This window comes from Paraburkholderia humisilvae, assembly GCF_902859855.1.
Lineage (GTDB): Bacteria > Pseudomonadota > Gammaproteobacteria > Burkholderiales > Burkholderiaceae > Paraburkholderia > Paraburkholderia humisilvae.
In genome coordinates this window covers 1-25,352 of sequence record NZ_CADIKH010000061.1, presented here as the reverse complement: position 1 = coordinate 25,352, position 25,352 = coordinate 1, and the positions used below count along the sequence as shown (strand labels likewise).

Below are 25,352 nucleotides of genomic sequence, written 5' to 3'. Positions count from 1 at the left end.
TTACAATGATTTGGTGGGGCCTACTTTGTCAATTCGGGTGCGTGCCGTCGAGACGGTATGAGGGCAACGCTTACGCAAGATGCCACATATTCCGATTAATGACGACCTTTTCCGGGCACTGAACGCTTGGCAAACGCTGGCGGACATCACTTATGTCTTTGCCGGTGCCAAAGGTGAGCCACTGACGGAAGTAAAGACTGCGTGGGCAAGCGGGCTTAAGGCAGCCAAGATCGAAAATTCCGTTGGCATGATCTACGTCACACGTTCGCAAGTTAGCTTGTGCGGCGAGGGATAGACCTCAATGTTATACGCGAACTAACGATCAGGTTAACTGCCTTCTTCGCAAGTAAGCAGCCCCAGACGTGTTTCGACGACGAAAAGAAACATGGCCAAACCGATACTGGACGACGAACTGTGGGCACTGATCTAACCGTTGCTGCCGCGGCCCAAACCACGGGCGGACCCGTCATCCGGGGCGCAAGCCGCTGAACGAGCGCGGTGCTCACAGGCATTCTGTTCATCCTGCAGAAGGGCTGCACTGGAATCTGCCACCACGCGAGATGGGCTGTGGCAGCGGCATGAGCTGCTTGCGCGTCTGCGTGCGACCGGACTGCGCATCCGCTTTGAGCGCCTCGCGTTTATCCACGAAGCCTTCATGAAGATCGCCTGCTGCATCATCTGCTGGCGAACACTAAAGAACTCATTTTGTTAAAGCTTCTTAGATGCGATAGAGTGCGCCGATGCGCACGAGTGCTTGCGATGTGCGTGCGCCATGCACGCTGCTTCCTGAATCTGGCCGCCCCGGTAGATGTCTGCATAACCAGTGAGCGCATCTGCCTGCAGTATGCCCTTGAAGCAGCCAAGATTGCCGTCATATGAACTTTACAACCTCGTAATATTCTCCAAGATCGGCAATGTAGATCGCATGAGCCTGTTGTTGCTTGCTGGATAAAATGTTCTCGAAATCCGGGTGTCCGTGTTCATCCACCGACACGAGACAAACATTCAGTTTGCGGGGCAGATACTTGTCAGCGTCGATGAGGTTCACGAGCTTGCGTGTTACCGCACTCTCTGCCGAAATATCTTTTCCAGGCTTGATCCATTGTCGTGGTTGATGGTTGAGCAGCGCACGGAATCTGCGAACGTGCCGATCAAGGCCCTCACGAGCATCACCGATTGCGTATTGTAGTAGCGCGCTCACTAGGGAGTTGACCTTGTTGACAGTTGCATTGCCGTTGTCTTGGACCACTCGTGTCGGCTGGATTGCCGCCGTATCGTCAATCTGCTTGGGGACAGTTCTGGTTGAAGCTACTTCCGCAGCGTAGTGCACTGCAGCCAGTGTCTCAATCATGGATCCAGAGTAGTGCCGCGATGAGGGATCGGACTTGACCAAATTTTTGTACACGTCTCGGATTTCGCCAGGCAGCCTGCGAAACGGAGTAATGGGTTCGGCAGCTTGCGGTGCGACGTTCTTCGTGTTGTTCAGAAATGCCCGATCGCCATTCCCCGGTACGTCCAATAGCGCTTCGTGAGCCTGTTGTGACATTGCTTGCTTCGGGTTAGAAGGGCGCGACAGATTGTCAGAAAAGCTTCGCAGAATCGCCTCTTGCAATTGCAGCGTTTCGATATCGCATGACACTTCATCAGGAGCCGTGGCGGGCAAAGCTGCATTCGGCTTAATAGTGGCGAGCGGACGCGTCACCGGCCGTGCTTGCATTACCGGCAGCACGGGCTTCGGCAACATGGGCTTCGGCATCATCGTGAGCGCGGACAGCTGTGTCGGAGCGGCGCGGGCCCGCAGGCGCGTCCTAGTAAGGGCGCCTTCGCTTGCTGCGTGATCCAGCGCGTGCGATGGATTTGTGTTCCTAAACTTAATATGCATCGATACCTCCCAATCATAAGGTCGTGGTTGTTAGCTCCAACGCGTATAACCGCGTTGGTCGGTTCAAGCCGATCCTGCTTCGGCCCACCGCGGGCGACGTGCCGGACCGTCTCACCGCGCCGCTGTGTCGCGCATATACGTCACTTTCCGCGAGCCGATGCCAGTTTCGCAAGACCAGCCGAATCTGCTTCGCGTACGCATCGCGCCGCTCCGAGTGATAGCTACCCACCGTTGCCCAAGTATTGCCGTTTGGTCCATCTGCAGCCTCAGACACGAAGCGTCTACGTACATTTTAGGAATCGCTCCGCGAAAGCTGCGCGGCGGCGGCTGACAGAATAAATTCGTTTCAGTCAGATAACTTAAAAATACCGGACGCTGCGCGTTGCAATACGATTCGAAGGGAAAAAATGAGCCATCCTGCGAAAACCCCGGCCCGGCAGGGAGGCGATAAGCGGGCTTTGAAATGACAGGCACGCTGTTGAGAAAAAATAAAGTTGTATAGTGCGTTCGTTGATTTAAAGGATTTTTACTAGCCCGGCTGTTGTTTTAATGAAAGGTCGTATAGTGGCCTTGTTGATTTAAAAGGGAAAAACACCGAAATATGACCGTGAATTTTTTGATTTAACTCTTCGACTTCGACTTCGACGGCGATGGTGAGGGTCCACAATGCCGCACCAAGGCCGCCGTCAGTTGAACTGCGCCGGGCCGGCCGCCAAGGGAGGCGCTAGCGAATGCCACACCAGCGCGTTTCGCTGCCTACTTTTTCCGGAGAAATCGGCGACACCGAGTTGGTCGGGAGGTACCGGTGCAGGCGCCCGCGTGGCGTGGCCGGCACATAATGGTATCGACGCGCGGTGCTGGTCATACGTCATGCAGCCCGGGATGGCTTCCAGAATTCGAGCGACGAGGATCTGAGCCGCACGCCATCGGGCTCAATGCGGCCCATGAAGAGACGGTCACCGGGCGAGATTGAGCGGCCGCTCCCGCGCGTAGAGCGGCCGTCAACGGGCGTGGCACCTCGGTCGCAACCGACACTTCGAGTGCCCATTAGCAAACGGGCAACGGAAACGCTCCCGATACGATTGCCAATGCTGTGCTGTGCTGTGCTGTGCTGTGCTGTGCCGGGTCGCGGCGTCCGTCACAAAATCACGAGCGTTCATCTCTTCGACGAAATGTTCTTTAGTCCCATCGGCCATTCCTGCTGTTCACGCCTTTCCGCAACGTCCGTCTCGGTGTACGGCGTATTGGCGCTTTTGACCCGTTGCTGCCTCGGAAAGCAGACCTTTGAGCGAGCTGCGGAGGCCAACGCGTTGATAATAAGGACGAGGATTACGTAAGAAACATTCAGTCGCCGGTTGATCCTGGCTAATGCCGTCTCGCCGGGGGAGGAACGCGGGAGACTCGCTTCAAGGCTGAACCTCATACGGCGGGAATGCGGAGAGGCGTGGATCGTCCACCGCGCCACCGACGGTGAAGTGATACAGGCTCTGCCAGGTGTGATCCTTCACTCCAAGCAGTGTGTGCATTTCGTCGTCAAAAAAGCAGCCAACCCCCGTGGCACGCACTCCGGCGGCTTCGGCTTCGAGATAGAGAACCTGGCCGAGAATGCCGCATTCCCAGTAGAGGTGGCGATAACGCCATGGTTGCTTCAAGGCGATTTCGAATCTCGCGATCATTCCCAGCGCAAAGCAGGAGTCGGCGGCAATATCCTGATGGCAGCAAATCAACTTTGCCACGGCGCGCAAATCGTAAGGCAGTAGAAAATAGAGCGGCAGATAGTCTGGCCCGGTCTTCTTCCACAGCCATTCTGGACGCAGAGACTGCTTGAGAACCGGCAGCGCTCCGGGATTTCTCACGAGCATATACAGGCCCGGCTCCAGGCCGTCGATGCGGTGTACAAATAGCGCCGCGTGCACTGCCGCAGGGGATATCAGTGCATTCCACGGGGGCGTGTCGCGACGCGGCAACAGGCACCCCAGCATGCTGAAAAAGGCCGCGTTGGCGATGCGCGTCGTACCATCGAAATTCACCGCGCTGCGACGCTGCCGGGCGATCCGGGCAAAGCGGAGATCAAGGGCGGGCTTCGCGGGCGACGGGTGCAGCTCTGGATTCGGCGAAGTCAGTTCGGGAGTACGGGCCTTGTGCGTGGCGCGATGGATCGAATCGGTATCCGGCCACTTCACATGTTCCGAGCTTAGCTGATTCGCTCGTCCGTACCACTGTGCCTTATCCAAAGCGGTCAGCATGCGCACAAGATCAGGCCGCCATCCAGGATTGCCGATCCAGAGCAAAGCATCTGGCGCCTCTGCCTCGGCGTCGACGAAATCTTCGCTGCGGTCCGATCCAAGCAAGTCGGCCAGTGCATCATCGGCAGCCGCCTCGACCAGCCGCGTCTGCCAGCCGAGCGCAGCCGCTGCGTAACTCAGCGCAGCGATGACATGGCCGCAATCCTGCTGGCAGTAGCGCCAGCCACGCATACCGTATTTCCACGCCTCGCGCCAGTGGATCGAGCTTATGCCGAGCAGGACACCGCTGCCCGAAAACGCCTCGGTCCATCGCGGATCTTCCACTGCAGCGCGATGCTCAAGCACATGATGCTGGCTCAGGTAGTGGTAGACGCCTCCGGACAAGCCGGGCAGAGCCGGACACAGAAGATAGCCCTCGGTCGGATGCAGGTTTCCGCTCGAAGGGTTGCAGCGCAGTGCCCAACGCTGAGCGCCATAGGACTTCCACGCCGACAGGCCGAGGGAGAGTGCGAACAGGATTCCCAGACTGGATAGATCGAATGCGTGCGCGGGCGGCAGGGTGCCACAGCGCAACGCGTTGTAGCGTGTGGCCAGTGTATCCGCGGCTAACGGCAGACCTACGCGCGGTGCGCCGTGAAATACCCGGAAGGGATCCGGCTGGGTTGTCCAGTCGATCCTCCCGGGGCCAGGAGCGTAGAAGTTGACGTGGTGCTTGCTGCGTTCGTGATATTCAAGCAACGCATGCTTTAACCGGTCCATGTTCCCCTCAGGCCAGGAATTCCCGCACATGCGGCTGTACAAAGCCAGCTGGCTGGACGTTGGGACACGATCTCATTTACGCCGTGGAGGCAGACGCGCTTCGGCCAACTGCTGTTGCCTTTGGAGCCCACTGTGGGGTTCCCGGCTCCCGCGTTGTCTCCGCGAAAGCCGAGGCTTTTCCAGCGCTTAACGCAGACCTTAGGTGTCTTCGAAGGCATTGGGGCTGCTTTGCGGCTGAGTTCCTCTGACATGGCTATCTACTTCACCGATTTCGACGCTTCGGTGGTAGCCGAGGCTCGGAGGGGCACGCTTTGAAGCTACTGCAAGTTGTATTGTTTGCGCAGCCCATTGATGATCTCCTCAGCCGCCGCCATGACGATTTCCTTCACATCTGCATCTTGGCTGTCACCATGCAAATAGTTGATGTTCCAGTTGCATCCCTCCGGGTCTTCAGCGTGCTCCTGGATTCCCGTTGGACTCCACCCGGCCGTGTCTGCATTGGCATCGAGTGCTTTTGACACGATCTCAAGTAGCTCCTGCGCAGTTTTAAGCTCATGTAGCATGTCGCTCTCCATCGCCATGTGCGCGGAACGGCCGCATTCGTGTCAGTCAAGTTTTCGTCACACCACTCGATGGCCCATGAATTCGTACAGGACATCATGCTGTCCTTGTCAACGAACGAATCGATGTCGCCGGAATTGTGCGTTTCGCTGGGCATCACCGGCGGGCGCACGCGAAGTGCATGGCCGTCATTTTGCCGGCCGATCTGCCGGTCGTTCGCCAATAGCCCATTCGTTCGGTGGATCTCCCTCCGCCATGTTTTGGTACATCCAGTTGCCGCAGACCGTGCAGTTCCATCCACTGCTGACCTTCGCCATGTTGCCGGGCGGACCGAACGCACTGACACCCGAAACGGCGAGATCACCGTGTGGCGGTACGCTGGATGGCTTTCCAACCAGGTCGCGGCAGGCATCGCAAGGCTGCATATAGGTCTCCAACAAATTATTTCGAGGAATCGTCCGGCAAGCTTCAAACGAAATCGACCCGCCCTGACATGCGTAGATTGTGTCTAGGTAATGGTCCTTCGTCGCAGGCGACCTGTTCCCCCATGCCCGCTTTTCGGTTTAAGACGCCAGTTACGTTGGCTGGTTATGTAGCTAATGAGAATCAGCGCAGTAGTCCCCGCTGCCACTACGCAAGAGAGAATCACGAAAAGGGTTACCACCCATTCCAGAGCTGCTGCGAAGAAAACGGCCATTTCGAATCACCACTATTGATGTTGTTCCGCGCGAAGCTTCCAGTGGCAAGGCTCACTTCTACGGATGTACGCCGACAACTGACGTCACACCCGATGCCTCGGTGTCTCGCATTGTTCGCCACTGATGCCTGGTTTCCTGACTGGAGCCACCGGCAAGGTATCCGACCGTCGCGTTCCCTGCTTCTCTCGATGTCGCCTGCGTCGGCTGCTACGCGAGCGCAGCAGCCTGGAACCGGTCGTGCCGACGGACGGCCATAGCGCGGCTGCTCACCCACGTTTCTTGAGGCGGGCCCTCGCACTACCATAAGAAGCCTGGGTCTTGCCGATCACTTGCCCCACGCGGCCTTTCAGTGTGACCGCCCGATTGCCAATGACCCTGCCAATGTGTGCGCGCAGCGTGCCGGCAATCTGCTTTGTCCAGCCATGCATCTGATCCTTGTTCATTACGTCGTTCCTCGTGTGCTGCCTCGGTGGAAACAGGATCGAAAACGCTAGGCTTGACAGGGTGGCGCGCTGTCAACGTCGCTGGCTGCCTGTTCCCACAACTGCTTGTCGCGTCCTTGCGGCTTACCCGCTTGTTCCCACAACTCGCGCGCGCGGACCAGAATGCTGGCTTCCCTCGCGGAAGTCGGTTCGCGTTCTTCGACCGTTTCGCCACTCGCGTCGACGTGCACGGTCGTGACATCGTATCCGTCCGCTAGTTGATGCCATGCATTCACATGGTTCATTTCCTCGAACTGACGGATACCGATGACGATGGCTTCTGCCTTCGTGCCCTGGGCTACAGTCACACACATCAGTTCAGTGTGGTGTGGATGCCCGCTGTGATCGATGAACGTCTTGTGGAAGGCGAGTTCGTAAGGTCGCCGTTCGGAGGCGCCGCCGCTCAAGGCGGTGAGTGCAATGATCCCGACCAGGTGCTGGTCCGCGCGATCCAGGACGGCGAGCCGCTGCACGTGACGCTCGCGCATGATCCGTTCAGCTTCCTCAACGGGATCGTCCTCGAAGCAGAAAAGAATATCTGCCGACATCGCCTCGCGCACCGTCATGCGACCCACGTCGCGCGCATCGGCGACGCCGCGCACCGTCACATCGCGATCGGTAATCATGCCGATTACCTTGTTGTTGAGACACACCGGCAACGCGCCGACATTGCTCTTTTTGAACTTTCGGGAGGCCGCGTCGAGCATTTCATCGGCCTGGACACAGACGGGCTCTTTCATCACTTCTCTGACTAGCATGGCATTGCTCCCTGAATACTGTTGAAAGTGGCAGCGCATCGGATTCAGGCGACGGTTAAGGCCGTGCATGGCGAACACAGTGACTGGGTGGACCGGGGTAAGCAGTCTGCGCATGTTCGGCCAATGTTACGTGCTGGCGGTCGCGGAGGCCGTCCGCTACCGTACCGATTTTCACCTCATCAGCGGGCACCATAATCCACGATGCGCTGAACGTCTGTTTCTCATGCTTTCCAGTGCGGTGTCGCGCGAAAGGCCTTCAGTGCACGCGCGCTAACCGCCGCCCCGCGCCAGGAGCATGCCTATGAACCCGATCACACTTTCTCTTTCCGTCGCGATCACACTGATCGCAGTCGCGGTTGGTCAATGGGTCAGCCTTTATCTGGCGCCGCCCATTTTTCTCGTTGCAGTCCTGGTCGCGGCTTCGGTGAAGGTCGCCAACGTGTGGCAGAAGTTTGTCATCCTGCGCGTCGGCAAACTCCAGGGCGTCAGGGGAGCGGGACTCTTCATGATCATCCCGGTGCTGGACAGCGTGGTCGCCATCATCGACGAGCGTGTCCAGACTACTGCGTTTAATGCCGAGCAGGCGCTGACGAAAGATACAGTCCCCGTCAATGTCGACGCGATCATCTTCTGGCACGTGCATGATGCGCAAAAGGCGGCGCTTGCCATTACGGACTACCGGCAAGCGATCGATCGTGTCGCTCAGACTTCGCTGCGCGAGATGATCGGCGCCTCGATGCTGGCTTCGCTTCTCTCGGATCGACGGGCTGCCGATGCGCACCTGCGCGACGAAATAGGGGGCAAGATTGCCGACTGGGGCGTCACGGTTCGATCGGTAGAGATCCGGGACGTTGCGATCCCGGTAGCGTTGCAGGACGCGATGTCGAGGCAGGCCCAGGCCGAACGCGAAAAGCAGGCGCGTGTGATCCTCGGTTCTGCCGAAGCCGAAATTGCCGCGAAGTTCGTGGACGCCGCCCGGGTCTATGAAAACCACCCGGGGGCGCTGCAATTGCGCGCGATGAATATCATTTATGAAACAACCAAGGAGCGCGGCGCAACCATCCTGATTCCGAGTTCGATGATTGATAGCCTGAACCCGCCGCTCGCGCTGGCCATTGCCGCGCACGACGTAGCGGGCGCGTCACTGACGCCGCTAAAGACTGCGGCTTAGGCGTGGCGCCCGGCGCCCATAGGTGGAGTATCGAATCATGTTGCTCAATATCGAGAGTCTGAAGGGATGCGCCGTGGCCGCGAGCGACGGAGAAATAGGCCTGGTTGAAGAGCTTTATTTCGACGATGAAGCGTGGGGTATTCGCTATCTGGTCGTCAAAACGGGAAACTGGATCGACGGGCGGCACGTGCTGATTTCGCCCTACTCGGTTATCCGCGCGGAGCCGGCGGCGCTGAGCGTCCACGTCGATCTCACGCGACAGCAGGTGAGCGACAGTCCCCCTATCGACACCCACAAACCGGTCTCGCGTCAGTATGAAGCGGAGTATTCCCGCTATTACGGTTACCCGGCGTACTGGGGCGGTCCGGACGTTTGGGGCGTCAGCAGCTATCCGGCATACAGCCGTGCGGCACTATCGGCTGTATCGCCGCAGACGTGCGCGCAACTCGCGTTGTCCGGCGACAAACTGCCGGGCGACAGTCATCTGCGTAGCACGGACGCGGTGGACGGGTACCACTTCGCCGCGGCCGATGGCGATATCGGCCACGTGTCCGGATTCATTTTCGACGATGAAGCCTGGACCATTCGCTATCTCACCGTCGACACGCAAAACGGGTGGCCGTCAAGGGAAGCGTTACTGACAATGGAGTGGATATCCTTGATCGACTGGTTCGATTCCACTGTTTCGACAGCGCTGACACGGGACGCCATCAAAAACAGTCCGGCCTACGATAGTAGGATTCCACTCGTGCGCGATTTCGAAACGCGGCTGTACGCGTTCTACGGCAAGGCGGGGTACTGGTCGGATGAAAGGGTGGCGTTGCGACTGGAAGGAAGGGGTGGCGTAGCGTCTGCGGCCCCATAGGGCACCGCCAATCATGATGCACGAATTCATCAACCTGTAGGGACTGCCCGACCCCATGACGGAGAGATCGAAATGAGAGCACTTGTATATCAAGGATCGTCAGACAAGGCCCTCGAACAGCGTCCCATACCGGAAATCTCGGCCTCGACGGACGCGATCATGAAGGTAACGAGGACGACAATCTGCGGCACGGATTTGCGCATCCTCAACGGCGACGTCCCAAGTTGTCAGCCTGGCCGTGTGCTAGGTCACGAGGGATTAGGCGTGGTCCATCAGATCGGCCCGTCCGTGACGACATTCAGACCGGGCGAGCGTGTTCTGATTTCGTGCATCACCTCGTGCGGGAAATGCGTGTATTGCCGCAAGCAGATGTATTCGCACTGCACGAGCGGTGGATGGATCCTGGGCAATAAGATCGACGGCACGCAGGCCGAATACGTCCGTATTCCTTACGCGGACACCAGCCTGTACCGGATTCCGGACGATGCCGATGACGAGGCGCTGGTGATGCTGAGCGACATCCTGCCGACCGGCTTCGAATGCGGCGTGCTCAACGGCAAAGTGCAGCCCGGCGGTACAGTGGCGATCGTCGGTGCGGGGCCGATTGGGCTAGCTGCGCTGCTGACTGCCCGGTTCTATTCTCCCGCGCAGATCATCATGATCGATCTCGACAATAACCGGCTGGAAGTGGCGAAGCGCTTCGGTGCGACGGAGACGATCAACAATACGCACGCAGATGCCGTGAAGGCTGTGATGAGCATGACCGCCGGTTTCGGAGTCGACACCGCGATCGAGGCGGTCGGCATTCCAGCCACGTTCGAACTGTGCGAGGAGCTGATCGCGCCGGGCGGGACGATCGCCAACATCGGCGTGCATGGAACCAAGGTCGATCTGCATCTCGAACGTCTTTGGGACCGTAACATTTCGATCACCACGCGGCTGGTCGATACGTTCAGCATACCAATGCTTCTCAGCAGCCTTCATTCCAGAAAAATCGACGCAAAACTATTGATTACGCACCGCTTCCGTCTCGACGATATTCTCGACGCTTACGAGACTCTTTCTCATGCGACGGATACGCGGGCGCTGAAGGTAATCATCGAGGTCTAAAGGGCGTTGATGACACGGCGCGACTTCTACAACGCTTTCAGATCGGGTAACAGGCGGTCGAATTCCCGCCTCACCACGCTGTAGCACTCGCATACGCGTGCTTCCAGTCCGGGGCGGTCCAGTACTTCTATATGCCCGTGACTGTAGCGAATCAGCCCTGCATCCTGCAGTTTCAAGGCCGCTTCGGTGACGCCCGAGCGCCGCACGCCAAGCATGTTGGCGATCAGTTCCTGCGTCATCTTCAGTTCGTTGGACGGCAGGCGGTCTATGCTGAGCAGCAGCCATCGACAGAGTTGCTGGTCGATCGAATGATGACGGTTGCACACGGCCGTCTGCGCCATCTGGGTGATCAGCGCCTGGGTGTAACGCAACAAGAGCCGCTGCACCGGGCCGGCACGGTGAAACTCTTCTTTCAGAATCCGCGCATCGAGGCGGTACGCCTCGCCGGCGCTTTGCACGATTGCCCGGCTTGGCGTGGTCTCCCCACCCATGAACAGTGCAATGCCGATGAGCCCCTCGTTGCCGACGATCGCAATTTCTGCTGACGAACCGTCTTCCATCACATAGAGCAGCGAGACGATCGCCGTCGTCGGAAAATAAACGTGACTGAGGCGATCGCCGGATTCATAGACGACCTGGCCCAAGGGCATATCGACGTGCACCAGATGAGATGCCAGCCGTGCCCACTCCCCTTCATGCAGAACAGAGAGCAGATGATTTTTTCTCGCCGGATCCACGTTTGCCATCTACCGCTCCTCGACGTCCCGCTGAAACCGGGTGACGGTGGCCCACCGGCCGCTCTGCGTATCCCGGCGAAGCGGCCCATTCAAATTATAGTTCGTGTGCTTCAGCGCCGCATTATGCCGGGTTCTGGCGATTTGCAGCATAAAACGACGAAAGTACCGCGGTAACTGCGAATCTCGATCGTGCTTTCGCACGAAGGAAACACGGGGTGCGAACGGCCTATGCGGCGAAGGCGGTGTCAGGTGCGGTCGGATGCGCGCTGCGCTGCAATGACAGGCGGCCGTAGTCTGAATTCGCTCCCAGATCCCGGTCCCGCGCTGCTCGCCGACACGGTTCCTCCGTGCGCGTGCGCAATTGCACTTACGACGGCAAGCCCGATGCCGAGACCGCCGGAACTGGCCGCCATCGTCCGGCCGGATTGAGCAAACAGGTCGAAAACATGCGGCAGCAGCGCGGCCGAAATGCCGAGCCCGTCGTCGCTCATGCGCAAAACCAGGTGTGTTCGATCCACATACGCTGAGAAGTGGATATGCCCGCCTGGCGGCGTGTACTTCACGGCGTTGTGCAAGAGGTTGTTGACGGCCTGCGCGAGTCGAACGGAATCGCACTCGATACGTAGTGGCTGGTCAGGAATCTGGACGGTGAAGGTCTGGCGACGTGCCGCGGTCGCCGCGGCCGTGGCGTCGAGCGGGTCGGACAGACAGTCGATGAGGTCGACTTCGCCTTTGCACATACGAAGCGACCCCCGACCGATTCGGGTGGCGTCCATCAGATTCTCGGCCAGGCGGGCGATGCCGTCGATCTGCCGCTCGATCGTGTCGACCATCCGGAGCACGTTGGCCCGATCGGCGGACGCCCTGCGGATCACCCTCAGTGGCGAGTCGCAGCGGCGCCAGGGGCCCGCGCAATTCGTGCGCTACGATTGCCAGGATTTCATCGGTCACTTTGGTCGCACTGGGCCCTCCGAAGGAGGGCACGCAGTGGTTGGGAAGAACGGCGGTTGACCGGGAAGGGCATTCGACGAATTTCTTCTCCGATTCGACACGATAGAAAGTAAGCGTGCCGACAGAACGCCGGGCGAACGCGGAATGCTGTGACATGTTGGTTCTCAGATTGCAATGCGCGAATCGCACAGGTGTCGCCGCTTGCGGCGGCAACATACGTGGCTTCGCTGCCGCAGGGTCTGTAACACGTGCCCCACTTCCTCCCGCCTACGGCTGCCTCGCGAGCGTGACCTGGGAGGCGCTGGTGCACGCAGGGTGGACTTATACGGTCTCATACCGCGCGGTGGAGGTTGTACGGTAACGTGCGCACCCGTCTGGGACGTTTGTGCTGGCGAAAGCAGCCTTCATCGCTTGTGACGTCCTGTCTTGACGGGTATCTTATCCGGTGCCGGTCGCGGGTTACCCTGCGCTCGCATGTGGGTACGGTACCGTACCGCTTTCCATTGCATACGCGTTCAACGTAGTCATTCTGAGCACGTCGAGCGCACTCTGCTTCAGGTGCCGAAACAATATCCGTCCGACAACGCCTGGCGTGCGCGCCTACCTTTTCGCGGCCGAGCCTTTGAGATGAAATACAGGGACTACTACCAGATCCTCGGACTGCCACGCGATGCGACGCAGGACGGTATCAAGCGTGCGTACCGGAAGCTGGCGCGCAAATATCATCCGGATGTGAGCAGGCAGGCCGATGCGGAGGAGCGCTTCAAGGAACTCGGCGAGGCGTATACGGTGCTCAAGGATACGGAGAAGCGCGCAGCCTACGACCGGATGGGTAGCCAGTGGCACGAAGGTCAGGATTTTCAGCCGCCGCCGCAATGGGATGACAACTTCGAGTTCAACGGAAAGGAAAACCGCAGTCGTTCAAACGCGGACTTCAGTGATTTCTTCGAAGCGATGTTCGGCAGTGAACACGCAGGCAGTCAGAGGCAGCCGGCCAGCGGAAAAACATCGCAGGCTGATCACGCCGGGCATACGGCAAGTGATCTCGAAGACGCCTACAGCGGCGTGCAATGCCCGATGCCGGGACAGGATCATCACGCGAACATCACCATCGATCTCGAAGATGCATATCGCGGCGCACAACGTGCCATCTCGCTGGAAACACCGGTTCTCGATGCGCAAGGCCGTGTTTCGTTACGCTCGCGCACGCTTAACGTATCGATCCCCAAGGGGACGCGAAGCGGGCAACATCTGCGGCTTTCTGGCCAGGGCGGTGCCGGTTTCGGACAGGGACGTGCGGGCGACCTCTATCTGGAAATCCGGTTGCGCGATCACCCACGTTTTCGTGTCGACGGACGTGACGTATCACTCGCCATGCCGGTCGCGCCCTGGGAGGCGGCACTCGGCGCGAGCGTGACGGTGCCGCTGCCCGACGGTTCCGTCGAAATGACGATCCCGCCGGATTCCGTCGGCGGTCGGCGATTGCGACTCAAAGGCAAGGGCATCCCGGGCAATCCGCCGGGCGACCTGTATGTGACCTTGAACATCGCGCTGCCTCCGGCCGACAGCGACAGCGCAAAGGCGACATGGGACAGGATGCGACAGGCGTTCGATTTCGATCCGCGCGCCGACTTCTACAGGTGATCATGATGAGCGAACCGTCAACGATCTGGCTTGAAGGTCGCATTGTCGAGGAAGACAGCGGGTTCACACTGTCCGGATTATGTCGGGCGACGGGCGCTTCGGAATCGCAGGTTGTTCTGTGGGTGTCGGAAGGCGCCTTCGGGGAGCAGGACGGCGCGCAGCAGACGTGGCGGTTCACAGGCACTTCACTCTACCGGGCGCGCGTCGCTGTGCGGCTGGCGAGCGACTTCGACATCAACCCGCCGGGCATTGCGTTAGCCCTCGACCTGCTCGATGAAATCGATGCGTTGCGCGCGCGTGTCACGCGTTCGTAGCGTGGCGCTGCCTGCGGGCCGCGCGTATCGCTTCATCTGAACCATGTCATGGCCATGGCGACGATGGTCGTCGCCATCACGATCGTTGCACCCCAGCCGAGTGCACGTAACGCCAACGGCAGCGTAAAGCCAGCCATGATGTCCGTGCGCATCGAAAGAAACATCATCGCAATCATGACGGGCACGGCAACTATTCCGTTGACAACCGCGCTCCAGTACAGTGCCTTGACGGGGTCGATCGAGGTGAAGTTCAGGCCGACGCCAATCGCCGTCGCGGCAGCGATCACCCCGTAGAACGCCTTCGCCTGGAACGGCCGGCGCGCAAGGCCGACGCGCCACGAAAACAGCTCGCCCACAGCATAGGCGGCCGATCCGGCGAGCACGGGAAGCGTCAGCATGCCAGTGCCGATGATGCCGGCCGCAAATACGATAAACGTGAACTGGCCCGCAACCGCGCGCAGCGCCTCAGCGGCTTCGGCGGATGTCTGAATGTTGGTGACTCCGTGTGCGTGCAGCGTGGTCGCCGTCGTCACGACAATGAAGAACGCGATGACGTTTGATAGCGCCATGCCGAGATACGTATCGATGCGCATGCGGCTGAACTCGGCCCGCGCCTGTTCCGGGGCACTGGTCAGGGCGCGTGCGCCGGGGCGTTCCTGCTCATCTTCGACTTCCTGTTCAGCCTGCCAGAAGAACAGATACGGGCTGATGGTTGTTCCCATGACGGCTACGATCGCCACCAAGTAGTCAGGGTTCATCGACAGATGTGGCCAGATCACCGCCCAGCCAACATCGGTCCACGGTACCTTCACGACGAACGCGCAGATGACATAGCTGAACAGCGACAGACACAGCCATTTCAGCACAGAGACGTAACGTGCATAGCGCGTGAAGATCTCCAGACTAGCGGAAAGCAGGCCGAATAGACTGACGTAGAGCAGGGAGGGTCCGGCGATTAACAGCTTCAGTGCCGCTCCCATCGCGCCGAGGTCAGCGCCAAGATTGATGGTGTTCGCGATCAGCAACATGCCGACGATCGTGCTGGATAGCCAGGGCGAATAATGCCGGCGAAGATTGCCTGCGATGCCATAGCCGGTGACGCGTCCAATGCGTGCGCTGATCTCCTGGATGGCGGCCATCAGCGGATAGCTGAACAGCAAGGTCCACGCGAGTCCGTAGCCGAACTGGGCGCCGACCTGGGAGTAGGTCGCGATGCCACTGGGATCATCGTCGGAGGCCCCGGTGATAAGGCCCGGCCCCATGATCTGCAATAGCTTCGGCCGCTCAGGCTGTTTTACCGACTGTGATGTGAGTGTGTCCATTTCGGCGACTCCCGGGCCGGCCCGCTGGAGTAGGTCGTTTCCCCTTCATTGACTGCTGCAAGAAACTCAACGGTATCCTGGTTGGAAAAGTCTGCGCCTGATCTGGATCAAGATCAGTACGGCGACGTACGGGCGGGACGCCGTACTATCCGGAGGTGGGGCGAGGCGACGAGGCGCTCTCTCTTCCATAAAGCGTGGTGCGAGACACAACCATCACGACGCCGCACACGAAATTCGTGGGCAGCTCTATTTCTTCAACGCCTCGCGTCAGTCAAGGAACGAACGGCAACGGTTGAAAGCCTGAATTCATTCGCGTGCGACGGTGTAGGCGTGGCATCGCATGCCGGCTTCGATATCAGTGAGGCTAGCAACGCCGCCCTCATCCATCCATCGCACGCCGACGCAGACGCATGCCCGTACGGCACCGTACCGACGTTCGACACAGGCGCGCGCATCGTGACCACAGGTGCCTCGTATCTCTCACAAGGAAAGGTGCCCAAGACAGTCTCGCACAACATACTTAGCCCGATTGCCCGTTCAGGCCACTCGACAAACGAGGAGTGGCCCCATGATCTTCACCGGACCGCACTATTTTTTTCGCCGCGTTCGTAGCCGGGAGCGTCGTTGCAATGCCATTGCGCTGGTGGACGATTCAATTCGCGAAAGCCCGCGTTGGCTGTCCAATCCGCTTGTCGCGTGCATACGGAACTGCGTCGCGTGCTCGAACCAACGCTTGGCGATATGTCGCTACGCAATCGTGCTTGTACCGCCGACTGCGATGTAGTCCGCAATCGGAGGCGCGCTGATGCGGTCTCAGGAGATGACGCAGCACCGCCACGCGTGCAGCCGGCACTCGGGGATCGGAAATCGCGTAGGTAATGGCGATGCACAACTCACGCGCAAGCACGAAAAATACGTCCTGCACGAGCAGGTCGTTGGACGGACTCGCCGTCCGATGAGGAGGCCGGCAAGACGCTGGCCTTCATTCTTAAATCCGCACGATTTAGATTGCTTTGCGGCATCATCAGGCGCATTGTGAAGTGATCCAGATGTACCTCTGGCCGCCCTTTTTTCGCATCCGGATAGGCACGGTTCAATGACGGTCAGCACCATTTACGGAGCGCGTCGTCATGACCATTCCCACCATCGAATACAGAGGGTACGAGTTACGCGCGTACTCTCATCAGGAGTTTCCGCTGCATCGTGACCCGTATGCCAAAGGTCCGCGGCGGTTTTCGTCTGTCGTGCGCATCGACACCATTCAGCCAGGCGAGGCCAAGGCCCGGCGCTATGCGACGTTGTTCACTACAGCAAGTCCCACCACCGCGGGTGATGCCATCGACCTCGCGATGCAATACGGCAAGGACATCGTCGACGGCAACGTTCAGGCGAGCGGACTCTGACTGAATGCCAGTCGGTCCTCCGTCGGAGTGGAGCAGGACATGCAATATCCGCTTTATGTGCACCGCGATGGCGACACTGGCTTTCGCGCCAGTTTTCCCAATTTCCCCCGTGCGGCTGCGCACGGCAATTCGATGGATGAACTGAAGAGCGACGCGCAGGAGGCTGTCGAATTGGCCTATGACCGCAGCGAGCAACTCATACCCGCTCCCACCTGCAGTACATCGGAATTGCATGTGCTTGACATGGACGATGGAGAGGGAATCTGGATGTTTGTCGACATCAATCTCGAGCGGGTTACCTCGCAGGCCGTGGGCATCCAGTTCAGTCTGCTCGAAAGTCTGCTGCAGCAAGTCGATCTGGCAGCAAGAGAACGTCACATCACACGCTCTGCGTTGATCACGCTGGCTGTCGTACACGAACTTGCGAGCCGGTATGAAGGACAGTTGTCCAGCATGCCTGTTTCCCAACGGGTCTTCGTGGACGGATGACGCGTGCGCCACGAACACCGTTACGATGTGTCGCGCCGTCCCGGCTATCAGGGCGGCGCCAACCGCCTGTCGGCGAACCAGTATGTCTCACAGGAGTGGATCATGAACGATGACCAGGTCAATGCGGAAGAGCTGGCAGAAAGCAAAAGACGCAGAGAAGCCATGCAGCGTGCGACGGATGATGGCATGCCGGTTGCCGCGGAAATTGAAGAGCGAGACGCCGTGGAGATCCCATACAGGAAGCCGAAGCAATGGATCAGGCACGCGAGGAAATGGCTAGGCGCTGGCAGCGGCTCGATGCGATCCTGGCCATCGGCGGTTCAAAAAAGAAGAACGGGGAAACAAAAGGCCGGTAAAAGGTCGCTCTGGCAGGCTCTATAAGCTGGCACAACATCGGTGGCGTACAGTGCCTGGCGGCGTTGTACGTTTCCAGGGCTTCATTCAATACACTTGCTGGTTGGCGAGCGATACGGACGGAAATGAATTGCTCCATTGTGCCTGACGCCGAATTGACAAGATCGCATCACTCCTTTCCCGCCGCCGTCGATTCCGCTTCCAGTTCGCCATACCTGCTTGCCTTGCTCGGACAGCTCGCCGCAACTGTGCCCGGCGTCGGCCTCCGTACCTTCGATTGCCATGACGCCGCCCGCCTGTTCCTGCGCCTTCTGTTTCTGTTTGTGTCGCACTGCCATGGCTTCATCGTGCGACCTGCCTGCGTAGTTCAGGGTCATCTCGTCCGCTCCTCCAGGGCCAGTCTTTACCACGTGACATGCCCGGTGCTTCCGGAAATCACTCCGCGCAGAACCCGGCTATCCGGGGTTGCTGTGCATACGCGAGGCATGACTACAAACCGAGTCTATCGCGCGCAGCCTGTCGATCACGTGGTGCTCGTTTAGCCAGCGAGTCTCCTGCTTTCGCGCGACGCTTTTCCGATACCGGTGAAAGGAGACCGATAAAATCAACATCATGGCTGTCAAAATTCCCCACATCGCGTAAGTCATAGTGTTCCCTGGATTTGTGGCGTTAGATATGGCCGGATCAACTTGTAACGAGAACGCGTGTCTTACATCTTTCCCATCAAAACCAGTACAAGTACGGCAATCGCGACCACTCCCGGCACGCTGGTCGGGAGGTATCCCCACCTGCGGCTATGTGGCCATCTTGGCAGCGCAGAGACCAGCAGTACCACCGCGACGATCAGTACAAGAACGCCCATATCCATCTCGAATCCTTCTGAGCGCTGGTGGCTCGACCGCCCGCAACCCATCCTGATTCTGGCGTGAGCTACGTTTTCTGCGCGGTCGCGAATCCAGTCGAGGCGAACCCGTTTCTCTACCTCTGAGCGTTCACCTTATTGAGCGGGCGATGGCTTGTCTGTACGGTGTCGTACCGCTTGTCGATCTGTTATGGGCTAGCGTCGGAAACATCCGAAAACAAAGGGGAAACTGCGATGCTACGACGAACATTCATGTGGGGCGCACCGGGTTCGGTTCTCGCGATCGGCTTCGCACTGTCAGGCTGTACGACAACGACCTCAGCCAATTCGATGGGACAGAATGACAAACGCCATTCCATCGACGCCGGAGTCGACTCGACTCTCACGCGGCTCTACAACGTCGCGCCAGGTTCCCGGGAACTGGTCGGGAAATCGACTGGCATGTTGATCTTTCCGTCCGTACTCAATGCGGGTTTTGGGGTGGGCGGACAGTATGGCGAGGGGGCATTACGCGTGGGCGGCAAATCAGTCGGCTACTATAGCACGACAAGTGCCTCGGTCGGATTGCAGGTTGGCGCGCAATCGAAAGCGATTGTCTTTCTGTTCATGACAGCCAATGCGCTGGAACGTTTTCGCAGTAGCGAAGGCTGGTCAGCGGGCGCTGACGCTTCGGTGGCCGTTGTCAAAATCGGCGCGAACGGCAATGTTGACACGGGCACCGCAACCGGACAGATCAGCGCCTTCGTGCTGACAAACGGCGGATTGATGGCGGGCGCAACAGTCGACGGTACAAAGGTGAGCCGACTTGAATCGCTGTAACGGGTGTTTCGTCGTCGCGGACGTTCGTTTCCGTCGTCCGCGTCCGGCTGGAGACAGCATGCACATACTGACGAGCGCGGGTCCACTGGTTTCACTGGTTGCGGGCATACTGATTCTGGTTATGCCACGCCTGTTGAATTACATCGTGGCGATCTATCTGATCATCATTGGGCTTCTCGGCCTGTTCGGACATCATCTTCATTGATGCCGTGAGACCCGGTACCGCCCCATGCCTTGTACGGTAGCGGGCGGACATGCAGCAGCGGTCCGCCCATACTCGTCGCCGGAAATCAGGCATTGGCGGGGAACACAATGTTGCACAATCAATTCGAAGATGAACTGAGGCACCTTGAACGGATCATTCCGTTTCTTGTACGGGGCGGCCCGCTTGGACCGGAGTACTGGCGTCATCGCATTCTTTCGCTGTCGGCACACCAGCGTCTGCTACCCAATGGGAAAACCCGCGTGGCCCGGCTTCTCACGCTATTCGACGAAATCGAGCGACTCTCGGCGTAAAGAAAACTGCCTGCGTGCTGGCTTCCGAACAAAGCAATCACACGAGTCGACGACGCCTGCACAAAAGACCACAGAGGTAGGGGCGGGAGGTGGTGCTATCCCGACACGGGACTGTGCAGCGCGTGCCCATTTTGCGGATCCACTTTCAAAGAGTGGATGATCACCTATCAGGTGCTGGTCTGGCTAGGCGCAGTTCTGCTCTCAATCAGCGGCTGGATATGAGCGGCGGCGCGCAAACCGGCGGCGCAGCCAGACCGGCGTTCGGGGCAGAGTCGGCGTTTAGCAACTGATTTTGCCTCTGGTGCAGGAAAGCGGTCGCTGGTCGCGAAGTCGACTGTCACGGATCGTCTGTGGCCGCAGAGCGGCGGATGTGGGCCGCGATCGCAGCCAGAATGACCGGGAGGTCCGCGGGTTTTGCAAAATGGTGGTTGAACCCGGCCCTGATAGATTCGGCGTGCTCGGCCGGCGATGTCAGCGCGGTGATCGCCACCAGTAACGGCGGCGGTATGAATTGCAGGTGCCGAATCTCTCTTGCCACCGCGCGTCCGTCCATACCGGGCATCTGAATGTCGAGAACAACCGCATCCGGGCGCCACACACTGTATTCCGCCACGGCGTGCGCTCCATCTCCGGTTGTGCGCATTTGATACCCCTGTGCGTCGAAGAACACAACGTATGCCGCCAGTATGTTCGGGTCGTCGTCCGCGATGAGCAGGCGCACGGCGTTTCGGGTCGGCATTGAATTCTCCTATTGCCTTACAGTCAGCAATCGATGGACCCGCCGACCATGTATAGTCAGTTTGCTAACAGGCGGAGATTCCGCAAAAATGCGTTATACGGGATCGAGATCTTTCGGTCCGTCTCAGGGGTAGACATGCGATTGTCCGACTTCATCCTCGAACACATGGAAGCCATTCTGTCGCGATGGGAGGAGTTCGCCGGCACCCTGTTGCCGGCAGCGACAGGCATGAAATCCCTGGCCTTGCGGGACCACGCGCAGCAGCTTCTTGAGGCTGTCGCAAAGGATCTGTCTACTCCCCAAAGCGGGGCCGACCAGCTTGAAAAGTCGATGGGGCGAGCGCCCAGGCTGGCCGATGCCCCGGAGACAGCGGCACAAACACACGCCCTCCTGCGCGCACAAAGCGGCTTTGACATCAACCAGCTGATTGCCGAATACCGCGCTCTGCGCGCGAGCGTGCTTCGACTGTGGATGGACGAGTTTGAGCCTGACAGTCATCATGTGGAGGACATCGTTCGCTTTAACGAGGCAATCGATCAGGCCATTGCCGAGTCGGTAAGCTTTTTCAGCGCGTACGTCAACCGGGCTCGCAATCTGTTGCTTGGAATGCTAGGGCACGACATGCGCAGTCCGCTGCAGACCATTCAGATAACCGCGTCATATCTGGCGGCGCTGAACGCCGGTGAAAAAGTGTCGGGCGCCGCGTCCCGCCTGATCAGAAGCGGTGCACGCATGCAGGCGTTGCTGGACGATATGGTTGATTACAATCGGAGCAAGCTGGGTCTGGGTATCAGTATTGCGCCTGCCGACACCGATCTTGCCCAGCTGTTTGCCGATGAACTGGATCAGTTGCGCGTTGTGCATCCGGACCGTCAGGTCGATCTTGACGTGCTCGGTGACTGCGTCGGTGTCTGGGATGGCAGACGTCTACAGCAGTTGCTTGGCAACCTGGTTCTGAATGCGATCAAGTATGGAGCGCAGGACGCGCCCGTGCGGGTGACAGTTGTCGGCAGGGACGCGGAGGTGCTTCTGGAGGTGAGGAATGTTGGCGATGCCATTGAGCGATCAACGCTTGATCGCATTTTTGATCCACTACAACGCGGCACAAATCATCAGGGCGGAGATGCCAGCGGTAGTCTCGGGCTCGGGCTGTATATCGCGCGCGAGATTGCGAAGGCCCATGCGGGTGAGATCGACGCGCGATCTGACGAAACGGAAACAGTGTTCTCCGTACGCCTGCCTCGTGGCAAATAGCGCTCGTAATCAAGTGCCATTATTACCTGCGCATCACAAGATGCATCACGAGCTCTCTATGTCGCATTTGCCGTCGAAAGCAGCCGTTCGCTCAGGGCAACCTCGATGTCCGCTGTGGGTTGCGGATTCAACCGGTCATCCAGCAGAGGCGCAACGCGCCCGCTCGAGTACCACAGCAGACATATCTACAGGTGCCGGCACCTTGCTCGAACCCGGGCCTGCGGCTCGGCGCGTGGTCCCGGTGTGCTTTTTGACGTAAGCGCGCCCTGGTCTTGCGAATGTCTTGTCCGGGCAGGGACCCTCCCATTTCAGGTCGATACCGTGAGCGCGCAGGACTGCGATGATCAGTCAGCACGACTGGTGAAGAACGGATTCCCGTTGCTCGATGGTGGCGCGCAGACGCACCACGGTGCGCTGGCTCGTCAGCCCGAGCAGCCGGCTCACATCGAAGTTACTGCGACCGTCGAGCAACTGCCGGCGAGCATAGGTGTTGCGCAGTACCCGTGGACTCATGTCGGGCGCCCGGAATCCGATCGCTTCGAGCGCCTCGCGCACCACCGCGCCCAGCAGCACATCGTTGACCATGCCACCGCGGCCAGGCGCCGGAAAGAGCAGCGCGTCGCCGGCGTCCGGCTCGCGCGTGCGTTTCCACCGTGACAGCGCGGGGACCGCAAACTGCGGCAACGGGAGCCTTCGTGACTCGCGCGGGCCGCGCTTCGGTACCTCAAGATGCGGGCGAATGCCGTCGACCGTCAGATGGTCGCACTGCGCCTGGCGAAGCTCCGTCGCCGGGATGCCGGTAGCGAGAAAGAGCGCGACGATCGCGCGATTGCGCAGTGCGCGGGCGTCGTCATCGGCCGCAGGCTCGACCCACTCCTGCAGCCGCGCATCCGCGTCGACGTCAAGGAACAGTGGAACCGGCTCCGTCCTCTGGCCATCGCTCGAAGGCGGCCATGGCGGTGACCGGATTCTCTTCGCGAATGCCTTCCTCAACGAGGTGACGACACAGCCTGTCGAGCATCTTGCCGTAGCGCAGGCGCGTCGTGGTGCCCGGCGAGCATCGCGTGTCCACGTCCGCGAAAAATGATTCCACATCGGCCGCACCGAAAGCGGCCAGTGTCATGCCCTTCGTTGTCAGGTAGCGCAGAAAGCGCTCGAACATCGCCGCATGCTGGATGCGTGAGCGCGCGGAGAATGGGCGTCGATCCGCACCGACTGCGTCAGTTTCCTGCCAGAGCCGGTACGCATCCGCAGGGGTCGTGATCCAGTGAGAGTCTCGATCCATGGTCGTCGACTTATATACTGAGTTTGGCTCTCTGCCACCGTATGGCGAATCTTCGATTCGCCAGTCAGTCTTTAGAGAGAAGGGGTTGTCGGCCACCACGTCAGGATGCCTGAAGCTGCGCTTGCTCATCGAGCGGGAGGCTATGCTGTAGTTCGCCGCCCGTGCCCTTACCTGTTTTTTCCAGCGCCGATACGCGCACGCCCAGCAGGCGCAAACGGCGATCAAGAACGATGCGACGCAGGCATTCGGTTGCTGCACGCCGTATCGCCGCCGCATCTGCGGTCGCCTCGGGTAGCGTGACGTCCCGCGTGACTGTCCTGAAGTCAGCGAAGCGCAGCTTGATGCCAACGGTGCGACCGACGTAACCTTTTCTCACGAGATCTTCGCTCACGCGTGTGCACAAAGCGGTGAATTGCGATGACAGGGCGGGGGCGGTCCTGCTTCACGTGCAGATCCCGCTCAAACGTGGTTTCGCGACTCATCGACTTTGGCTCGGAACTGGTCACGACCGGCCGGTCATCGATGCCGCGCGCAACGCGCGCAAGCCATTCAGCGTAGTTGCGGCCAAACGGCTCCTGCAACCGGCCGATATCCGTTTGCGCGAGCTGGCCAACCGTCGTGATGCCGATCGCGGCGAGCTTTTCGTTCGCTCACGGGCCAATGCCATTGACCTTGCGCGCCGGCAGCGGCCAGATGCGGCGCTCGACATCGGCGTGCTCGAGGATCGTCAGCCCATCGGGCTTGTCCAGTTCGGAGCCGATCTTCGCGAGCAGCTTGTTGGGAGCAACGCAGATCGAGCAGGTGAGGGTGGTCGCGTTGTGCACTGCCTCCTTGATCGCGGCCGCAATGTCGCGCGCGTCGCCGGCGACGCCGGTCAGATCGATGTAGATCTCGTCAATACCGCGATCCTCGATCTGGTCCGTGAACGCTCGGACCGCCGCCTTGAACAACCGCGAGTAGTGACGATACGAATCGAAATCCGTCGGCAACAGATACGCGTCGGGAGCGAGCTGCGCGGCCTTCATCATGCCCATCGCGGAGTGCACGCCGAGCGCCCGGGCCTCGTACGTCGATGTAGTGACGACACCGCGTCCTGCGTATTGCCGCAGTCGCGCGAATTGCCGGGTGCCATCCGGCAAGATTTCAGGCGCAGCCTGACGGCCGCCGCCGATCACAACAGGTTTGCCTCTCAGTTCCGGATAACGCAGCAGCTCGACCGACGCGTAGAAGGCGTCCATGTCCAGATGGGCAATACGCCGCGGCGACGTTGTTGTTCCGGGCGGCGAAGATACGCTCATGAACGATCAGGCTTCAATTGCTGCCTCGGCCGCATGCACCGTAATCGGCACAGGAACGCGTGCTCGCCGGCGACGTGAATAAAGTACCGGTTGCTGCACGCTGATCGTTAGCAGCATTGCGGCCACTCGTCCACGCCGCTTGAGGATGTCGATCGCGAGACCTTTTTCTGCTGGCCGGAGGCCAAGCCTTAATGTGGCCGGTGACGCTTGTGTCGCAGCCCACTCCGGGCGGAACCACCACAAATAGTGTCTCCGACGACTGTGCCGCGAGGTGAAGCCGTCTAAGCGATGCCTGGGGAACCTGCTGAAGCCAGAGCAGCAGCGCCCCGAAACTGCCCGTCCTGAGAATCTGCTCCGCCGCCCACAACTTGCCCGCCATCTTCGGTGCCTTGAGTTATACGATCGAGCCCAGTGGCAAACCGATTGATGCGAGTCCCGTCCCATTAAGTGGATGCGGCGGCTCGATCAGTGCAATCGGCCGCTTACCGAAAGAAACAAGGGCAGGTTGCAACAGCCCCAATTCACCGTTCCCGAAACGTTGCGGTAAAAGTTCGATCAGCGCGCCGACCGGCCAGCCGCCGCCGGACAACTCGGCCGACAGTGATACATACCTCATGTCAACGGTCCGTCCGACACCGCGGACGAGCTGTGGTGTTCGCCAGATCGACGGATGAATGTCATCCAGCAGGCGCTCAGAAACTGACATGGTCCGGGAAGTTGATAGTCGGGTAGCAGCGACACATTGCTGCGCCGCCGCCCCCTAAGAACCGTACAGGCGAGTTTCCCCGCATACGGCTCAAGCCTCATGTAAGGTTGATGTCGCACCAACCCGG

Annotated in this window: 25 protein-coding genes and 4 pseudogenes; 13 read left to right on the top strand and 16 right to left on the bottom strand. The window is 59.5% G+C overall.

Going from position 1 to position 25,352, the window contains the following annotated elements; genetic code table 11:
• Positions 1–433: 433 nt before the first annotated feature.
• Positions 434–593, top strand: a pseudogene (locus HV796_RS45975) (IS5/IS1182 family transposase); the annotation flags it as partial.
• A 115-nt stretch (positions 594–708) separates the two neighbouring features.
• On the opposite strand, the pseudogene HV796_RS34100 reads toward HV796_RS45975, so the two are convergent.
• The 6 genes and pseudogenes from HV796_RS34100 to HV796_RS34075 all read right to left on the bottom strand — a co-directional run.
• Positions 709–867: pseudogene (locus HV796_RS34100) on the bottom strand (IS66 family transposase); the annotation flags it as partial.
• Between the two features lie 4 nt (positions 868–871).
• Complete coding sequence (locus tag HV796_RS34095) at positions 872–1,882, bottom strand: hypothetical protein (RefSeq protein WP_175232298.1); 1,011 nt, start codon at positions 1,880–1,882, stop codon at positions 872–874.
• Positions 1,883–3,288: 1,406 nt separating this feature from the next.
• Positions 3,289–4,887, bottom strand: a complete 1,599-nt coding sequence (locus HV796_RS34090; protein WP_175232297.1) for a SagB/ThcOx family dehydrogenase — start codon at positions 4,885–4,887, stop codon at positions 3,289–3,291.
• 317 nt (positions 4,888–5,204) lie between these two features.
• Complete coding sequence (locus HV796_RS34085) at positions 5,205–5,450, bottom strand: hypothetical protein (RefSeq protein WP_175232296.1); 246 nt, start codon at positions 5,448–5,450, stop codon at positions 5,205–5,207.
• Positions 5,451–6,412: 962 nt separating this feature from the next.
• Positions 6,413–6,589 carry a CsbD family protein gene (locus tag HV796_RS34080; RefSeq protein ID WP_175232295.1) on the bottom strand — a complete coding sequence of 59 codons (177 nt, stop codon included), beginning with the start codon at positions 6,587–6,589 and terminating at the stop codon, positions 6,413–6,415.
• Positions 6,590–6,636: 47 nt separating this feature from the next.
• A complete protein-coding gene (locus tag HV796_RS34075) occupies positions 6,637–7,386 on the bottom strand; it encodes a CBS domain-containing protein (protein ID WP_175232294.1) in 750 nt (249 codons plus the stop codon).
• A 301-nt stretch (positions 7,387–7,687) separates the two neighbouring features.
• Between HV796_RS34075 and HV796_RS34070 the strand changes: the two genes are divergently transcribed.
• The 3 genes from HV796_RS34070 (at position 7,688) to HV796_RS34060 (ending at position 10,532) form a co-directional block, all read left to right on the top strand.
• Positions 7,688–8,557 (top strand): slipin family protein, encoded by an 870-nt coding sequence (locus HV796_RS34070; RefSeq protein ID WP_175232293.1) that lies wholly within the window; start codon positions 7,688–7,690, stop codon positions 8,555–8,557.
• A 37-nt stretch (positions 8,558–8,594) separates the two neighbouring features.
• Positions 8,595–9,422: a PRC-barrel domain-containing protein gene (locus HV796_RS34065; protein WP_175232292.1), complete on the top strand. Its 828-nt coding sequence runs from the start codon at positions 8,595–8,597 to the stop codon at positions 9,420–9,422.
• 72 nt (positions 9,423–9,494) lie between these two features.
• Complete coding sequence (locus tag HV796_RS34060) at positions 9,495–10,532, top strand: zinc-dependent alcohol dehydrogenase family protein (protein WP_175232291.1); 1,038 nt, start codon at positions 9,495–9,497, stop codon at positions 10,530–10,532.
• A 26-nt stretch (positions 10,533–10,558) separates the two neighbouring features.
• On the opposite strand, the gene HV796_RS34055 is transcribed toward HV796_RS34060, so the two are convergent.
• Positions 10,559–11,278 (bottom strand): Crp/Fnr family transcriptional regulator, encoded by a 720-nt coding sequence (locus tag HV796_RS34055; protein ID WP_175232290.1) that lies wholly within the window; start codon positions 11,276–11,278, stop codon positions 10,559–10,561.
• A gap of 236 nt (positions 11,279–11,514) precedes the next feature.
• On the bottom strand, positions 11,515–12,102 hold the full coding sequence (locus HV796_RS34050) for a sensor histidine kinase (protein ID WP_175232289.1): 588 nt from the start codon (positions 12,100–12,102) through the stop codon (positions 11,515–11,517).
• A 745-nt stretch (positions 12,103–12,847) separates the two neighbouring features.
• On the opposite strand from HV796_RS34050, the gene HV796_RS34045 reads away from it, so the two are divergent.
• Complete coding sequence (locus HV796_RS34045) at positions 12,848–13,864, top strand: DnaJ C-terminal domain-containing protein (RefSeq protein WP_175232288.1); 1,017 nt, start codon at positions 12,848–12,850, stop codon at positions 13,862–13,864.
• Between the two features lie 5 nt (positions 13,865–13,869).
• The gene (locus HV796_RS34040) at positions 13,870–14,178 is read left to right on the top strand and encodes a chaperone modulator CbpM (RefSeq protein WP_175232287.1); all 309 of its coding nucleotides are present in this window, start codon (positions 13,870–13,872) and stop codon (positions 14,176–14,178) included.
• 32 nt (positions 14,179–14,210) lie between these two features.
• Here HV796_RS34040 and HV796_RS34035 read toward each other — a convergent pair whose 3' ends face one another.
• The gene (locus tag HV796_RS34035) at positions 14,211–15,500 is read right to left on the bottom strand and encodes an NRAMP family divalent metal transporter (protein ID WP_175232286.1); all 1,290 of its coding nucleotides are present in this window, start codon (positions 15,498–15,500) and stop codon (positions 14,211–14,213) included.
• Between the two features lie 1,130 nt (positions 15,501–16,630).
• On the opposite strand from HV796_RS34035, the gene HV796_RS34030 reads away from it, so the two are divergent.
• From HV796_RS34030 to HV796_RS44395, 3 genes are read left to right on the top strand one after another with little or no spacing between them, the layout of a single operon-like run.
• Complete coding sequence (locus HV796_RS34030) at positions 16,631–16,903, top strand: hypothetical protein (RefSeq protein WP_175232285.1); 273 nt, start codon at positions 16,631–16,633, stop codon at positions 16,901–16,903.
• A gap of 39 nt (positions 16,904–16,942) precedes the next feature.
• On the top strand, positions 16,943–17,392 hold the full coding sequence (locus HV796_RS34025; RefSeq protein ID WP_175232284.1) for a type II toxin-antitoxin system HicB family antitoxin: 450 nt from the start codon (positions 16,943–16,945) through the stop codon (positions 17,390–17,392).
• Positions 17,393–17,395: 3 nt separating this feature from the next.
• Positions 17,396–17,773, top strand: coding sequence for a hypothetical protein (locus HV796_RS44395; RefSeq protein WP_246356185.1), 378 nt, complete (start codon positions 17,396–17,398; stop codon positions 17,771–17,773).
• Positions 17,774–17,922: 149 nt separating this feature from the next.
• On the opposite strand, the pseudogene HV796_RS34015 reads toward HV796_RS44395, so the two are convergent.
• Both HV796_RS34015 and HV796_RS34010 read right to left on the bottom strand, forming a co-directional pair.
• A pseudogene (locus HV796_RS34015) lies at positions 17,923–18,123 on the bottom strand (hypothetical protein); the annotation flags it as partial.
• A gap of 332 nt (positions 18,124–18,455) precedes the next feature.
• Complete coding sequence (locus HV796_RS34010) at positions 18,456–18,608, bottom strand: DUF3309 family protein (RefSeq protein WP_246356187.1); 153 nt, start codon at positions 18,606–18,608, stop codon at positions 18,456–18,458.
• Positions 18,609–18,842: 234 nt separating this feature from the next.
• On the opposite strand from HV796_RS34010, the gene HV796_RS34005 reads away from it, so the two are divergent.
• The 3 genes from HV796_RS34005 (at position 18,843) to HV796_RS33995 (ending at position 19,943) form a co-directional block, all read left to right on the top strand.
• A complete protein-coding gene (locus tag HV796_RS34005; RefSeq protein WP_175232282.1) occupies positions 18,843–19,427 on the top strand; it encodes a BPSL1445 family SYLF domain-containing lipoprotein in 585 nt (194 codons plus the stop codon).
• 58 nt (positions 19,428–19,485) lie between these two features.
• Positions 19,486–19,632: a DUF3096 domain-containing protein gene (locus HV796_RS34000; RefSeq protein ID WP_175232281.1), complete on the top strand. Its 147-nt coding sequence runs from the start codon at positions 19,486–19,488 to the stop codon at positions 19,630–19,632.
• A gap of 107 nt (positions 19,633–19,739) precedes the next feature.
• On the top strand, positions 19,740–19,943 hold the full coding sequence (locus HV796_RS33995; RefSeq protein WP_175232280.1) for a hypothetical protein: 204 nt from the start codon (positions 19,740–19,742) through the stop codon (positions 19,941–19,943).
• 337 nt (positions 19,944–20,280) lie between these two features.
• On the opposite strand, the gene HV796_RS33990 is transcribed toward HV796_RS33995, so the two are convergent.
• Positions 20,281–20,682, bottom strand: coding sequence for a response regulator transcription factor (locus tag HV796_RS33990; protein WP_175232279.1), 402 nt, complete (start codon positions 20,680–20,682; stop codon positions 20,281–20,283).
• A 135-nt stretch (positions 20,683–20,817) separates the two neighbouring features.
• On the opposite strand from HV796_RS33990, the gene HV796_RS33985 reads away from it, so the two are divergent.
• Positions 20,818–21,936, top strand: coding sequence for a sensor histidine kinase (locus HV796_RS33985; protein WP_175232278.1), 1,119 nt, complete (start codon positions 20,818–20,820; stop codon positions 21,934–21,936).
• Positions 21,937–22,284: 348 nt separating this feature from the next.
• On the opposite strand, the gene HV796_RS33980 is transcribed toward HV796_RS33985, so the two are convergent.
• The 4 genes and pseudogenes from HV796_RS33980 to HV796_RS44390 form a co-directional block, all read right to left on the bottom strand.
• A complete protein-coding gene (locus HV796_RS33980) occupies positions 22,285–22,929 on the bottom strand; it encodes a tyrosine-type recombinase/integrase (RefSeq protein WP_343053046.1) in 645 nt (214 codons plus the stop codon).
• Positions 22,838–23,350 carry a hypothetical protein gene (locus HV796_RS45700; protein ID WP_343053045.1) on the bottom strand — a complete coding sequence of 171 codons (513 nt, stop codon included), beginning with the start codon at positions 23,348–23,350 and terminating at the stop codon, positions 22,838–22,840. The genes HV796_RS33980 and HV796_RS45700 overlap by 92 nt, the downstream gene beginning before the upstream one ends.
• Positions 23,322–24,519, bottom strand: a pseudogene (gene dinB / locus HV796_RS33975) (DNA polymerase IV). The gene HV796_RS45700 and the pseudogene dinB overlap by 29 nt, the downstream one beginning before the upstream one ends.
• Before the next feature lie 394 nt (positions 24,520–24,913).
• Positions 24,914–25,225 (bottom strand): hypothetical protein, encoded by a 312-nt coding sequence (locus tag HV796_RS44390; protein ID WP_246356184.1) that lies wholly within the window; start codon positions 25,223–25,225, stop codon positions 24,914–24,916.
• Positions 25,226–25,352: the final 127 nt, after the last annotated feature.